Origin of the sequence: Nocardia jejuensis NBRC 103114 (genome assembly GCF_001613145.1) — a bacterium.
GTDB lineage: Bacteria > Actinomycetota > Actinomycetes > Mycobacteriales > Mycobacteriaceae > Nocardia > Nocardia jejuensis.
Genome location: NZ_BDBU01000034.1, coordinates 93,997 through 107,875 on the forward strand (window position 1 = coordinate 93,997; position 13,879 = coordinate 107,875).

The 13,879-nt window shown below is 68.0% G+C and carries 16 protein-coding genes; 2 read left to right on the plus strand and 14 right to left on the minus strand.

The annotated features are described in order from the left end of the window. Positions 1 to 182: 182 nt before the first annotated feature. The 8 genes from dprA to NJ1_RS26200 all read right to left on the minus strand — a co-directional run bounded on the left by dprA (position 183) and on the right by NJ1_RS26200 (position 6,954). The gene (gene dprA, locus NJ1_RS26165; RefSeq protein WP_084478842.1) at positions 183 to 1,460 is read right to left on the minus strand and encodes a DNA-processing protein DprA; all 1,278 of its coding nucleotides are present in this window, start codon (positions 1,458 to 1,460) and stop codon (positions 183 to 185) included. After that, positions 1,457 to 2,965, minus strand: a complete 1,509-nt coding sequence (locus NJ1_RS26170) for a YifB family Mg chelatase-like AAA ATPase (protein ID WP_067699024.1) — start codon at positions 2,963 to 2,965, stop codon at positions 1,457 to 1,459. Before NJ1_RS26170 ends, dprA begins: the two co-directional genes overlap by 4 nt. Before the next feature lies 1 nt (position 2,966). Then, positions 2,967 to 3,326 carry a YraN family protein gene (locus tag NJ1_RS26175; RefSeq protein WP_067699097.1) on the minus strand — a complete coding sequence of 120 codons (360 nt, stop codon included), beginning with the start codon at positions 3,324 to 3,326 and terminating at the stop codon, positions 2,967 to 2,969. Positions 3,327 to 3,413: 87 nt separating this feature from the next. Then, positions 3,414 to 3,719, minus strand: coding sequence for a DUF2469 domain-containing protein (locus tag NJ1_RS26180; RefSeq protein ID WP_067514125.1), 306 nt, complete (start codon positions 3,717 to 3,719; stop codon positions 3,414 to 3,416). Positions 3,720 to 3,762: 43 nt separating this feature from the next. After that, positions 3,763 to 4,446, minus strand: coding sequence for a ribonuclease HII (locus NJ1_RS26185; protein WP_281202162.1), 684 nt, complete (start codon positions 4,444 to 4,446; stop codon positions 3,763 to 3,765). 133 nt (positions 4,447 to 4,579) lie between these two features. Further along, the gene (gene lepB / locus NJ1_RS26190; protein ID WP_422615779.1) at positions 4,580 to 5,383 is read right to left on the minus strand and encodes a signal peptidase I; all 804 of its coding nucleotides are present in this window, start codon (positions 5,381 to 5,383) and stop codon (positions 4,580 to 4,582) included. Positions 5,384 to 5,478: 95 nt separating this feature from the next. Next, positions 5,479 to 5,820 (minus strand): 50S ribosomal protein L19, encoded by a 342-nt coding sequence (gene rplS, locus NJ1_RS26195; RefSeq protein WP_067699026.1) that lies wholly within the window; start codon positions 5,818 to 5,820, stop codon positions 5,479 to 5,481. A 261-nt stretch (positions 5,821 to 6,081) separates the two neighbouring features. Beyond that, positions 6,082 to 6,954: a hypothetical protein gene (locus tag NJ1_RS26200; protein ID WP_067699028.1), complete on the minus strand. Its 873-nt coding sequence runs from the start codon at positions 6,952 to 6,954 to the stop codon at positions 6,082 to 6,084. A gap of 231 nt (positions 6,955 to 7,185) precedes the next feature. On the opposite strand from NJ1_RS26200, the gene NJ1_RS26205 reads away from it, so the two are divergent. Then, positions 7,186 to 7,410 carry a hypothetical protein gene (locus NJ1_RS26205; RefSeq protein ID WP_157574212.1) on the plus strand — a complete coding sequence of 75 codons (225 nt, stop codon included), beginning with the start codon at positions 7,186 to 7,188 and terminating at the stop codon, positions 7,408 to 7,410. Positions 7,411 to 7,669: 259 nt separating this feature from the next. Here NJ1_RS26205 and NJ1_RS26210 read toward each other — a convergent pair whose 3' ends face one another. The 6 genes from NJ1_RS26210 to NJ1_RS26235 form a co-directional block, all read right to left on the minus strand. After that, a complete protein-coding gene (locus tag NJ1_RS26210; protein WP_422615780.1) occupies positions 7,670 to 10,096 on the minus strand; it encodes a Tex family protein in 2,427 nt (808 codons plus the stop codon). Between the two features lie 162 nt (positions 10,097 to 10,258). Beyond that, complete coding sequence (gene trmD / locus NJ1_RS26215) at positions 10,259 to 10,942, minus strand: tRNA (guanosine(37)-N1)-methyltransferase TrmD (RefSeq protein ID WP_067699105.1); 684 nt, start codon at positions 10,940 to 10,942, stop codon at positions 10,259 to 10,261. A gap of 5 nt (positions 10,943 to 10,947) precedes the next feature. Then, positions 10,948 to 11,484 (minus strand): ribosome maturation factor RimM, encoded by a 537-nt coding sequence (gene rimM / locus NJ1_RS26220; protein WP_067699033.1) that lies wholly within the window; start codon positions 11,482 to 11,484, stop codon positions 10,948 to 10,950. Continuing rightward, positions 11,485 to 11,727 carry an RNA-binding protein gene (locus NJ1_RS26225; RefSeq protein ID WP_067699035.1) on the minus strand — a complete coding sequence of 81 codons (243 nt, stop codon included), beginning with the start codon at positions 11,725 to 11,727 and terminating at the stop codon, positions 11,485 to 11,487. It lies immediately after the preceding gene. Beyond that, the gene (gene rpsP / locus NJ1_RS26230) at positions 11,727 to 12,179 is read right to left on the minus strand and encodes a 30S ribosomal protein S16 (RefSeq protein ID WP_067699037.1); all 453 of its coding nucleotides are present in this window, start codon (positions 12,177 to 12,179) and stop codon (positions 11,727 to 11,729) included. Before rpsP ends, NJ1_RS26225 begins: the two co-directional genes overlap by 1 nt. Before the next feature lie 472 nt (positions 12,180 to 12,651). Further along, positions 12,652 to 13,137 carry a hypothetical protein gene (locus tag NJ1_RS26235; RefSeq protein WP_067699039.1) on the minus strand — a complete coding sequence of 162 codons (486 nt, stop codon included), beginning with the start codon at positions 13,135 to 13,137 and terminating at the stop codon, positions 12,652 to 12,654. 258 nt (positions 13,138 to 13,395) lie between these two features. Here NJ1_RS26235 and NJ1_RS26240 point away from each other — a divergent pair, with 258 nt between their 5' ends. Beyond that, complete coding sequence (locus NJ1_RS26240; RefSeq protein ID WP_067699040.1) at positions 13,396 to 13,827, plus strand: SRPBCC family protein; 432 nt, start codon at positions 13,396 to 13,398, stop codon at positions 13,825 to 13,827. Positions 13,828 to 13,879 lie beyond the last annotated feature (52 nt).

Consider the following 13,879-nt stretch of genomic DNA (forward strand, 5'->3'; position numbering starts at 1 on the left):
ATCCCACATCACAGTGCCCCGCCGACCCGCACAGCAGAACCACTCCACCGGCGCGGGCAGCATCACGAAACCAGCCCAGGTCACCCACTCGCGGCCCTCTCTTCTGCGCCACTCACCCAGCCGGGCGGCACCCGCGTCGGTCGACCCGGTCGCATCCCTGCGCGTCCGAAGGTCGCTGCTTCCTACTGCCGACTCTGCTGTGAGACTCGGTACCAGCCGTTTTCGTCGCAGGCGACCAGGCCGGCGAGTTCCAGTGCGCACAGGGTGGCGCGAGTGGCGGGTAGGGGAAGGCCGGAGCCGTCGGCGATCGAGCGTGGCAGGCGGGACCCGACGGCGGGGAGGGCGGCGAAGATTCGGGCCTCGTCTCCGGTGAGGTTGTGCTGCGGTTCCGGGGGCACCACGCCGGGAAGCGACAGTCGCAGTGGGCCCGCCTCGTCGAGGATCTCGTCGGCGCGGGTGACCAGGAATGCTTCGCCGTCGCGGATCATGCGGTGGCATCCGACCGATGCGGCAGAGGTCACCGGGCCGGGGACCGCCAGCGCCGGTCTGCCCAGTCGGCGAGACCATTTCACGGTATTGCGCGCACCGCTGCGCGCCCCCGCTTCGACCACGACGACTCCGTCCGCCAAGGCCGCGATGAGCCGGTTCCGGGCCAGGAAGTGATGCTTGCGGGCCGCGGTTCCCGGCGGATACTCGGTGACCACCAGGCCCGTGTCCGCGATCTCGGCGAGCAGCCGATCGTGCTGCACGGGGTAGGGCCGGTCCACCCCGCAGGCCAGCACCGCCACGGTCACCCCGCCCACTGCGAGCGCGGCCCGATGCGCCGTTCCGTCTATCCCGAATGCCGCACCCGACACGATCGTCCACCCCCGCACCGCCAACTCCCCCGCGATCTCCCCGGTCGCGTGATTTCCGTACCCGGTGCTGCACCGCGCGCCCACCACCGCGATCGCCTTCTCCGTGCAGTGCGCCAGCGACCGCGGTCCCCGAGCCCACAACACCAGCGGCACAGCGGCATCGGTGTCCCGCCCCGAATCCAACTGCCCCAACCCCAGCATTCGCCACGCCGGCCACTCCTGATCGTCCGGCGTGATCACCCGTCCACCCAGCCGCTCCACCAGCGCCAGATCCGCTTCCGCGCAATCGATCCCCCGCCGCAGCTCGGTAGCCCCGCGCAGCGCCTCCGGCAACACGCACTCCCGCACCGCCCGCGCGGCTTCCACCACCCCCACCGACTCGATCAACGCCGAGAGCGCCGCACAGGGCCCCTGCACCACGCGCGAGAGATACACCCATGCCAACCGCCGCTCGTCCGAGCCGCGTTTTGCCCCCGAATCCACGCCACCCGCGGCGGCATCGGCGGTGCCGCGCCCGGATGCGCGTTCAGGCGTGAGTTGTTCGAACGATGGTGTGCAGCTGCTTTTCTCGACGAGGTCGGAGGTGGATTCCTCGATACTCATATCGCTCCTCGCTGCCGGAAGCCGAGGGCCTGCAGGACATCCTGGGGAGTGGGGATCCCGCCACCTCGCAGATCGCATACCGTCCAGGCGACTCGGATCGCCCTGTCCGCACCCCGGGCGGACATGCGGCCGTGCCGGAGGGCGTTCTCCACGGGGGCCAGCGCGTCGGCGGGGAGGCGGAATTTCTGACGCAGGATGTGGCCGGGGACTTCGGCATTGGTGGTGAGGCCGAGGTCGGACCAGCGGTCGGCGGCGGCGGCGCGGGCCGCTGACACTCGGGCTCGGACGGTTTCACTGCTTTCGACCTCGGTGTCGCTGAAAGCGCCGGCGGATTGGGCGTGCATCTGGACCGTGAGGTCGATGCGATCCATCAGCGGGCCGGAGAGTTTGCCCAGATAGCGGCGGCGCGCCAGCGGGGCGCAGATGCAGTCGATATCGCGAGCGGGGGCACACGGGCAGGGGTTCGCGGCCAGCACGAGTTGGAAGCGGGCGGGATAGCGTGCCACGCCGTCGCGGCGAGCGATGCGAACCTCGCCCTCCTCCAGGGGCGTACGCAGCGCCTCGAGGACTTTCGTGCCGATCTCCGCGCATTCGTCCAGGAACAGCACGCCTCGGTGCGCACAGCTGGCGGCACCCGGGCGGGCCGAACCCGAACCACCGCCGACCATCGCCGTCACCGAGGTCGAATGATGGGGCGCGACGAAAGGCGGCCAGGTGATGAGGGGATGGTCGTCGGTCAAGGTGCCCGCCACCGAGTGGATCGCGGTCACCTCCAGCGACTCCCGCTCCCGCAGCGGCGGGAGCAGACTCGGAAGCCGTTGCGCGAGCATGGTTTTACCGATTCCGGGCGGACCGGTGAGCAGCAGGTGATGGCCACCGGCGGCGGCCACCTCGAGCGCCCAGCGCGCCTCGTCCTGACCGACGACCTCGTTCAGGTCCCCGATGGCCGGGACGGGAACCGGGCGCATCGGTTCCGGAGCGGCGAGTTCACCGCTGCCGCGCAACCAGTCCACCAGCTCGATCAGAGTGGTTGCGCCCAGTACCCGCACACCGTCGACCAATCCGGCCTCGGCCAGCGCGGCCACCGGAACCACGACCGTGCCGCGCCCGGAATTGCGGGCCGCGATCACCGCGGGCAGGATGCCGCGCACGCGCCGGATCCGGCCGTCCAGGGCCAGTTCGCCCAGCAGTACCGCGCCCGCGAGGCGTGGACCGGGGATGGAACCGGCCGCGTCCAGCACGGCGGCGGCCAAGGCCAGGTCGTACACGCTGCCGACCTTGGGCAGGGTGGCCGGGGACAGGGCCAGGATCACCCGCCCGTCGGGCCATTTCTCCCCGGAGTTGGAGATCGCCGCGCGCACCCGGTCCCGCGACTCCTGCAGCGTGGTGTCGGGCCGCCCGACCAGATGAACCGAGGGCAACCCCTGCCCGATATCCGCCTCGATCTCGACGAGCTGCCCGTCCACCCCGGTCACGGCGACGGAGTACGCCCTGCCCAGTGGCATCTCAGAACACCGCCTCGAGGTGCTGAATCACCGGATCGCCACCGCAGCGCCTCAGCAGGACTGAAACAACGTCGAATCGGATCCGCAGCCATGGACCGCGCTGTTCGTCCAGCCACAGCAGCGCCAGGCGTCTTATTCGCTGCTGTTTGAGGTAGGTGACGGCCTCGGCCGGTGTCCCGAACCCGAGCCCGCTGCGCGTCTTGACTTCGATGAACACCGTGACACCCGCATCACGGGCGATGATGTCCAGTTCGCCGTACCGGCACCGCCAATTGCGAGCCACGATCTCGAGCCCGGCCGCGCTCAGAAATCGCGCCGCCAGCTCCTCCCCCTGCGCTCCCAGCGCGAGATTGTCTCCCATGGAAGCCAGCATGGCCGGGCCCGTGACGGACCCGGCCATGCCGACCTGGGAAAACTGCTGCCCTGTGAATAACGGAGAGCCTGTGGATTACTCGGGAAGCCGCAGGTCGGGCTTCTCCAGCTCCTCGATATTCACGTCTTTGAAGGTGATCACACGAACGTGCTTCACGAAGCGGGCGGGCCGGTACATGTCCCAAACCCATGCATCGGACATCCGCACCTCGAAGTACACCTCGCCATCGGCGTTCTGCGGTCGCAGCTCGACGGTATTGGCCAGGTAGAAGCGGCGCTCGGTCTCCACCACATACGAGAACTGACCGACGATGTCCTTGTACTCGCGGTACAGGGATAGTTCCATCTCGGTTTCGTATTTCTCGAGATCCTCGGCGCTCATCGGGTGGAACGTCCTCCTTATCGCCACACTGGGTGTGGAGACATCATCCCGCATACGCGGTATCGGTAGCCACTCGGCCGGTCTCCCGCACGTTTCGCCACGATCGCCGGTGCTCGCTGGTCGGGCCCAGCCGGCGCAACGCCTCGTTGTGCTCCGCGGTGTTGTAGCCCTTGTGGGCGGCGAATCCGTAGCCGGGATGTTGCTTGTCGAGATCGACCATAATCCGATCCCGGGTCACTTTGGCAAGCACGCTCGCCGCCGCGATGCAGGCCGCCGTCGCGTCCCCGCCGATCACCGGGAGCGACGGCACCGGAATCCCCGGCACCCGGAAACCGTCGGTGAGCACGTACCCGGGCACCGGATCCAGCCCGGCCACCGCGCGGCGCATGCCCTCGATATTGGCCACGTGGATACCGATCGAGTCGATCTCCCAGGCCGGGATCACGATCACCGAATAGGCGAGCGCCAGCCGTTTGATGACCGGGAAGAGCTCCTCGCGCACGGACTCGGTGAGCCGCTTGGAATCGTCGAGCCCGGCCAGCGCGGTATGCGCCTTCGGCGCGAGCAGGCAGGCCGCGACCACCAGCGGCCCCGCCGAGGGACCGCGCCCGGCCTCGTCCACGCCCGCGACGGGCCCCAGCCCACTGCGGATCAGCGCCGATTCGAGCGTGCGTAGTCCACCGGCCCGGCGCATCACCACGCGCGGCGGCCATTCACCGCGTTCGATCGGCTGAATCTTCTTGCGGCCCTGTTGCTTCCGGCTCACGCCGGGTTTGGCCGGGGCCGCACCGCTCGCCATCTTGCCCACCGGTCGATTATCCCGTAGCTCTCGGTTGCCAGCTGTCAGTTGGTCTGTGCTGTCAGTTGGTTTGTGGATCTTCCGATTTCACCGAGCCGATGCGCCCCAGCGGCCAGATCTTGAACACGGCCTTGCCGCGCACGTCGTCGACCGGAACGGTGCCCTGCAGCTCGTCCTTCTGGTGGTAGCGCGAGTCGGCGGATTCGGCGCGGTTGTCGCCCATCACCCACAGGTTTCCGTTCGGCACCGTGATCGGGCCGAACGCGCGCCCGCCCGCGTTGAACGGAACGTCCGGATGCGCGGGATCGAACGGATTGTTGAACTTCACGTACGGCTCGTCCAAAGGCTTGCCGTCCACCAGGATTCGTCCCTGCGCGTCACAGCATTCGACCTTCTGCCCACCGGTCGCGATGACCCGCTTGACCAGATCGTTCTCGTCCGGCGGCACCAGGCCGAAGAAGGACAGGAAGTTCTGCAGTCCGCGCACCACGGTGTTCTGCGAGCGAATCGACTTGTAGTGCTTGTTCCAGTCGTCGGTCGGGCCGACGAACACGACCACGTCGCCCGGCTTCGGATCACCGAAGTAGTAGCTCATCTTCTGCACGTAGATGCGGTCGCCCGTGCAACCCGCGCACCCGTGCAGGGTGGGCTCCATCGACTGGGAGGGAATCACGTACGGCCGTCCGATGAACGTCACGACCAACGCGGTGATGACCGCCGCGATGCCGACCAGCATCGGCAGTTCCTGCCAGAACGGTCGCTGCTTCTTCTTCGGCTTCTGGTCGGGTGTCCCGGCCACAGGGTCCTGCGTACGACCGTCGTCGTCCGACCCGGGCACAGTCACCGACTCGCTCTCGTCTGCCACCGCAACAGAGTAGCCCGGCACCGCGAAGAACCATGCGGTGCCGGGCTACTCGGCGTTCTGGAAGGCTGGAGGTTTCCCCGTACAGGGAAATCAGCTCAGCGCTTTTCCTTGATCTTGGCGGCCTTGCCACGCAGATCGCGGAGGTAGTACAGCTTGGCGCGACGCACGTCACCGCGGGTCACGACCTCGATCTTGTCGAGGTTGGGGCTGTGCACCGGGAAGGTGCGCTCCACGCCGACACCGAACGACACCTTGCGGACGGTGAAGGTCTCGCGGATGCCACCGTTCTGACGACGGATGACAACGCCCTTGAAGACCTGGACGCGCTCCTTGTTGCCTTCGATAACCTTCACGTGCACATTGACCGTGTCACCCGGGCGGAAGTCCGGGACGTCGCTACGCAGCGACTTTTCATCGACGAAGTCGAGGGTGTTCATTATCGTCCTTATAGGTTCGCGCGAACAGAGGAACCTGGCGGCTGCGCGAGGCGCTCGACCGGTTCGTGCTCCGGATATTGGTCGGTACCTGGGCGGACTCTCCTGTGTTCAGGACAGTCTCCGTGCCGAGGCAACCTGAACATTGTGCCAGATGGCAAAGGTGGGCCGGAAATCCGGGGGGTCGCACCGACCGACCGCGGGTGATCGCCCGCGCCGGCCGGGGGTGGACCGTGCCGCTCGAGACTCCCCCGCCCGGTCACGTCAGTCCGCGATTTTCTGGCTACCGGATCGGTGGTAGGTCGGGATGGGAGCGGGCGGGGCCGGAACGACCGTGCGCACCAACTCCTCCTCCGCGGCCCTGCGCACGTGCGCCACATCGGGCTTACCGGCGACCAGGTCCTGGACGAAGATCTTGGCGCGGATGAGCGGTCGCCGATAGCGGCGTTCGCGTGCGATGGCCCGCCGCATGACACCCTTGCGCCGGCCGTAGCGCCAGCGCGCCCAGGGAGCGCCCGGCCTGCTCAGCCGCAATGCGCCGATCACCAGCAGCGGCAGGAAGAACATGCCGAACAGACCGGTCCAGATCTTGCCCTTGGCGATGACGACGGCCGCCAGCACCAGATTCACCAGCGCGAAAACCACGATGACGATGCGCTCGGCCGCGCCCGGATCGGTCCGGAAGTCGTTGATGTCCAGCAACCAGAGCGGATGGAACCCGAGCAGCAGCAGCCCGGTGACCGCGACCGCCACGAACACCGCGTCCACCGAAGTCCGGCCCTGCTCTTCCCAGTACACGTCGCGCAGGTAGTAGATGAGCGCGAACTCGTCCAGCACCAGCGCCGCGCCGACGCCGAAGAAGGCCGCGCACGCGCTGATCACCCCGACGCTGCTCTGATACAGCGCCATCATCGACATCCCGGACACGAGCACCAGGATCACGCCGAACACCATGTGATGAATGTGCACGTCCCCCGCGCGCACGTTCCCCGGCCACCATCTGACCTGTTTCCTGATGAGCCGCACACTGATTCGGATCAGGATGAATCCGACAATGAACCCGAGCAGCAGGCACGCCAGGGGCAACCGTCCGCTGGCGACGACATCCTCGCTCCACCACCGCCGAAAATCCGTCATGCCTCCGTCACTCCACGCTGAGTCCCCGCGGTCCCCTGGCTCCAGCCACGCTACCTGTCTCCGGCAGGTGCCCACCCGACCTGGTCCGACGCATCCGGCGTGTACGTACGTGATCACTTACCGCGCGTCGGCGACCCGATTCGCGGGACCGACCGGCAGGTTCAGCGTCCACTCACATTCGGCGGGCATGATCGACGGTAGTCAGCAACCCATCAGCGAGAGGACCGATCGGTGCCCACATACCCGGAAGCCTTGGATAGATGGACCGACGAGGGCGGCGCGCTCCCCGGCGGTGCGACCCCGACCGGCTCACCGGCCCGCTCGTCCCTGCGCGGCGCCCGCGACGTGATTCGACCCAGGACCGCTCTCGCACTGCTCGTCGCGGTGGCGGCGATCATGGGCGCGCGGGCCGCCTTCCGCCGGGCGCGCGGCATCTCGGCCTCGGGCCGCGGCTGAACGCGTTCCCGAACCAGAGTCCGGCCACATCGAGACGCCGGATCCCAGCTCACGAGGAAGGGCCCCGGCGAACGTTGCCGGGGCCCTTCCTCTTTCGTGCCGAACTACCTGACCGGCCTCATTGGGCGCGCAGTCTGGACCCGCGAACTCCACTGCCGGGGTTCCCGAACCCATGCAGCCCGAGGTGCTCGAAGCCGCAGGGCTCGATACCGAGCTCGTGTGCTCGAATCACAGTCCCGGGCACCGCACCCGGCGTTGGCTACTTGCCGAAGCCCGCCCGGCGCAGCGCGTCCGCCATGGAACCGCTGGCAGCGGGCTGGCTGCGGCGGTCGGGCTGGCGGTTCCCCTGAGCGCCGCCGCCCTGGTTTGCGCCGCCTTGGCCCTGACCACCCTGGCGCGGACGACCGCCGCCACCGTTGCCCCGCGGCTGCCCGCCCTGCCCCTGACCACCGCGCGGGCGGCCTTCGCCGCGTTCGGGTTTGGTGGCGCCGGGCTCGTCGTCCAGACGCAGCGACAGACCGATGCGCTGGCGTTGCACGTCCACCTCCATCACCTTGACCTTCACGACGTCGCCGGTGCTGACGACCTCGCGCGGGTCCTTGATGAAGGTGTGCGACATGGCCGAGACGTGCACCAGGCCATCCTGATGCACGCCGATGTCGACGAACGCGCCGAACGCGGCGACATTGGTGACCACGCCCTCGAGCACCATGCCCGGCTTCAGATCGCCGACCTTCTCGATGCCCGCGGCGAATTCGGCGGTCTTGAATTCCGGACGCGGGTCGCGGCCGGGCTTCTCGAGTTCGCTGATGATGTCGCTGACGGTGGGGACACCGAAGCGCTCATCGGTGAAATCGGCCGGGCGCAGCGCGCGCAGCGCCGTGGTGTTGCCGATGATCTCGTGCATGCCCCGGCCACTGGCGTCGAGGATGCGGCGCACCACCGGGTAGGCCTCGGGGTGCACCGAGGAACTGTCCAGCGGGTCGTCGCCGCCGCGGATGCGCAGGAAGCCGGCGCACTGTTCGAAAGCCTTGGGGCCCAGGCGCGGAACGCCGAGCAGCGCGGTGCGGCTGCGGAAGGGCCCGTTCGCGTCACGGTGGGCGACAATGCTTTCCGCGACCGAGCCGGTCACGCCGGACACCCGCGAGAGCAGCGGCACCGAGGCGGTGTTGACGTCGACGCCGACCGCGTTCACCGCGTCCTCGACGACCGCGCCGAGCGAGCGGGCAAGCAGCGTTTCGGACACGTCGTGCTGGTACTGGCCGACGCCGATGGACTTCGGGTCGATCTTCACCAGTTCGGCCAGCGGGTCCTGCAGGCGGCGCGCGATGGAGACCGCGCCGCGCAGCGACACGTCCATATCGGGCAGCTCCGCCGAGGCGTAGGCCGAGGCCGAGTACACCGACGCGCCCGCCTCCGAGACCACGATCTTGGTGGGCTTGTTCTCGGGGATCCGCGAGATGAGTTCGGCGGCAAGGGTATCGGTCTCGCGCGACGCGGTGCCGTTGCCGATGGCGATGAGTTCCACATTGAACCGGGCGACCAGCGCGCCGAGCACGGCGAGCGACTTCTCGGTCTGGCCCTGCGGCTTGTGCGGGTAGATGACCTCGGTGGCCACGGCCTTACCGGTGGAGTCGACGACCGCGACCTTCACGCCGGTGCGGTAGCCGGGATCCAGGCCCATGGTGGTGCGGGTGCCGGCCGGTGCGGCCAGCAGCAGATCGCGCAGGTTTGCGGCGAACACGTCCACGGCGTCGCGTTCGGCGGACTGCCGCAACCGCATCCGGGTGTCGATGCCCATGCTCACCTGCAGCTTGGTCCGCCACGCCCAGCGCACGGTGTCCAGCAGCCAGGTGTCCGCGGCGCGGCCCTTGTCGGCGATGCCGAACTTGACCGCGATGCGGCCCTCGTAGACGCTGCGCTGTCCGGGCTCGAGCTCCTCGGTGTCCGGTTCCAGATGCAGCGTGAGTATTTCCTCCTTCTCCCCGCGCAGCAACGCCAGGATCCGGTGCGAGGGCAGCTTGGTGAACGGCTCGCTGAATTCGAAGTAGTCGGCGAACTTCGCACCGGCCTCTTCTTTTCCGGGGCGCACGGTGGAGCTGACCTGTCCGCGGTTCCACATGAGCTCGCGCAGTTCACCGACCAGGTCGGCGTCTTCGGCGAAGCGCTCGACCAGGATCGCGCGCGCACCGTCCAACTGCTCGGCGTCGTACTGCGCCGGATCGGTGGTCGGCTCGTTCAGAAGTGCGTCGGCCACGGGCTCGTGCCCGGCCTCGCGCGCGATCTGAGCCTTGGTGCGCCGCTTGGGCTTGTACGGCAGGTAGATGTCCTCGAGCCGGGCCTTGGTGTCCGCGAGCATGATCTGCCCGTGCAGTTCCGCGTCCAGCTTGCCCTGGCTTCGAATGGATTCGATGATCGAACCCCGGCGCTCGTCCAGCTCGCGCAGGTAGTGCAGGCGCTCGTCGAGGGTGCGTAGCTGCGCATCGTCGAGCCCGCCGGTGACCTCCTTGCGGTAGCGGGCCACGAACGGCACGGTCGATCCGCCGTCCAGTAGCTCGACGGCGGCACGCACCTGCTCGTCGCGCACCCCGAGCTCATCGGCGATGCGCCGATTCACACTGGCGATGCGGACGGTGCTCTCGGCACCTGCGGATTCTGCGCTGACGGTTTCGGAGGCTGTCGTCACGCCCGCAGACACTACCGGCGTCGGATTGCGGCCCTGCAGGTGCCGCGTCGACCGATTCCGCCGCATCCGTACGCCGAGGGCGAAACCGGGCAGTTCGTTGGCCGGATGCGGCGCACCGGAATTCGGTCGTTTCCGGCCGAAATCCGGCACGGGACAGCGAATTCAGCCGGGCGGAAGCAGGTCGGGGCGACGCTCCCGGGTGCGCTCGAGCGATTGCTCGTGCCGCCAAGCGTCGATCTTGGCGTGATTGCCCGAGAGCAGAATCTCCGGGACGTCCAGGCCGCGCCAGGAGACCGGGCGAGTGTAGGACGGGCCCTCGAGCAGACCGTCGGAGAACGAATCCTGTTCGTGCGACTGCTGATTGCCGAGCACGCCCGGGATGAGGCGGACGAACGCCTCGGTCATCACCAGCACCGCCGCCTCGCCGCCGATCAGCACGTAGTCGCCGATGGAGACTTCCTCCACGCGAACACGTTTCGCGGCATCATCGAATACGCGCTGGTCGATGCCCTCGTAGCGGCCGCACGCGAAGACCACGTGCGATTCGGTGGACCAGCGTTCGGCCGTGGCCTGAGTGAAGGGGACACCGGCCGGAGTGGGGACCACGAGCAGGGCCTCGTCGGGGCAGACCTCGTCCAGGGCCTCGCCCCAGACGGTCGGCTTCATGACCATGCCCGGTCCGCCGCCGTAGGGGGTGTCGTCGACGGACTTGTGCACGTCGTGCGTCCAACCGCGCAGATCGTGCACCTCGACCTCGAGCAGACCCTTGTCGATCGCCTTGCCCAGCAAGGCCGTTCGCAGCGGCTCGAGGTATTCGGGGAAGATCGTGATGACGTCGATGCGCATCGTCGTCACTCCGGATCCAGCAGACCTTCGGGCGGATCGATGACGATCAGACCGTCCGCGACGGACACGGTGGGGACGATGGCATTCACGAAGGGCACCAGGATCTCCCGGCCCGCGGGCGGGAACGCCTCGGCGGCGGTGATCGAGAGCAGTTCTCCCGCAGCGGAATGCAGTACTTCCTTGACGGCGCCCACGACGGTGCCGTCACCGAGTTGCACGGTGAGGCCCTCGAGTTCGTGGTCGTAGTACTCGTCCGGATCCGCCGAGGGCGGCAGATCGGCGGTATCGACGAGGAAGATCATGCCGCGCAACGCGTCCGCGCCGGTGCGATCCGCGATCCCTTCCAGACGCAGCAGAAGCCGGCCCGAGTGCTCCCGGGCCGACTCCACCACGAAATTCTGGGACTGCTTCGCGCGCGGCAGCCTGCCTGTCAGCGGGCTGCCGGGCGCGAACCGCAGTTCCGGCTCGTCGGTACGGACATCTACGACGAGTTCGCCACGCACACCGTGCGATTTGGCGACCCGACCGACGGCGAGTTCCATCTATTGATCCGTGTCGACCACGTCGACGCGAATGCCCTTACCGCCGATACCGGCGACGAGGGTGCGCAGTGCGGTAGCCGTACGGCCACCGCGACCGATCACCTTGCCCAGATCCTCGGGGTGCACGTGCACCTCGACGGTCCGGCCACGTCGGCTGGTGATCAGCTCGACGTGCACGTCATCGGGATTGGCGACGATGCCGCGCACCAGGTGCTCGACGGCATCGGCGACCATGGCGGTCATTACTCGGCAGCCGGGGTCTCGGCAGCGGCCTCGGCCGGAGCCTCGGCAGCAGCCTCTTCCTTCTTGGCGGCCTTCTTCTTCGGCGTGGTGGCCTCGGCGGTCGGCTCGCTGGAAGCGGCGGCCAGCGCGGCGTTGAACAGGTCCAGCTTGGAGGCCTTCGGGGCCTTCACCTTCAGGGTGCCCTCGGCGCCCGGGAGGCCCTTGAACTTCTGCCAGTCGCCGGTGATCTCCAGCAGACGCTGCACGGGCTCGGTGGGCTGGGCGCCGACGCTCAGCCAGTACTGCGCGCGCTCGGAATCGATCTCGATGAGCGAGGGCTCTTCCTTCGGCTGGTAGATGCCGATGGACTCGATGGCGCGACCGTCACGACGGGTGCGGGCGTCGGCGACGACGATGCGGTACTGGGGGTTGCGGATCTTGCCCAGACGGGTCAGCTTGATCTTGACAGCCATTAGCTGTGCCTTTCGGTGGTGGCCGGCCCGCGAGGGGTCGGCCGAGTGGTCACGGCCGCAATTCAGCAGCCCGCACGAGTACGGGCCCGGTTTTGCGTTGAGTGTGTGACCGCCGCGCGGTACGTAACCGGAGACGGGCTGCACTGTCCAAGAGGAGGACGGTCGTCCATTCTGCCAGACCGGTCGCGGACGAAGAAATCGGCTCCGGAAATGCCACAGCCCACCGGGTCGAGGGAGGACTCGGTGGGCCGCAGCGCCTTGCGGACGTGCAGGGCTTTTCTCGGTGCGCGCTACCTAGCGGTCGCTGCCCGAGGTCAGCAGCTTCACGATCAAACCGGCCAGAATGCCGGTCAGCAGACCTTCGACGGAACCCAAGGTCGTCTCCTCACAGTGTGGACCTACAAAACATGTGAAGTGTGACCCATTCACTTAATCCGTGTGGCGGAATCGCGAGACCGGTAATCCCGATCGCTCAATCCTGCGGCTGCTCCCCCGCGCACTCCACCGAGGCGTAGAACCGCACGCTGTTCTCGGGCCCCTCGGCCAGGAACCGGCACACCTTGTTGATCGGCAGCGTGAATCCGCCGTCGCCCATGGTCAGGAACGCACAGACCTCCAGCGCCCGTTCCTCGCCGAGCAGCGCCCGCGTCTCGGGGAAATCCGTCACGAAGTCGTCGTAGTCGACCCATTCCAGTCCGCGCGGCGAATTCCTGCGCATCACCTCGCCCAGATACGCGCCACCCCACAGAATCGTCCGGCTCCACTCGGCCCCACCGGCCTCCTCCGGCAGCACCTCTCGCAGGTGCGCCAGATACTCGTCCACCGCCTCGAGACTCTCCACCGAGAAATCGAGCCGCTCGCGCGCGAGCCGATCGGCGTCGACGATCTCCTCGGTCGCCTCGATCTCCCCCGCGAAAATCGCCGCGAACTCGGCGAACACGTCATTGATGGTTTCCATGCACGTCCTCCGGGGGCGCGCCCGCCCCACCCTCGCCGAAATCCCTGTCGCGTCGGCACATTACCGCGCCCGGCAACCCCACCGGTCGGATCGGCATCGAAGTATCCACGCGCACCGCGACCGGCGCGGGCGGCGAGCGGACCGCGTGATGCCACCACCGAACCTCGCATTCCCCTGCGCCGCACCAGAAGCTGGTCCGGTGACCGATTCACGCGGCGAAGGCGGAATAGGTCGGGGGCGGCGAATGCTGCATCCGGCATGAGCACCTTCGAGAACACCCTGACGATTCGGCGAGCGCCCGAAGACGTTTTCGCCTACCTCGCGGCGTTCGAGAACGTGCCGCGCTGGAACTACGCGATCACCGACACCGTCAAGACCTCCGACGGGCCGGTCGGGGTGGGGTCCAGGTATCGGCAGACCCGGACGATTCCCGATCACGCGGTCGAGGAGTTCGAGGTCGTGCGCTTCGAACCCGCCGAGCGGCTCACGATCCGAGGACAGCTGGGGCCGTTCCCAGCGACGGTCTCCTACGACCTGTCCAGGACCGCGGACGGAAACACACTGCTGCGCAATGTGATCGAGCTGCAGGTGCGCGGCGCGCTGCGGCTCGGCGGCCCGGTCCTGACGTCCCGGGTCAGATCGGCGGTCGGCGCGAACCTGGATGTGCTGCGAAAGTTGTTGGAAGAATGAGTTTTTCAGGGCGCCGAGTAGCTCGCCCGCATCCAGGCGAGTGAGCTCCGCG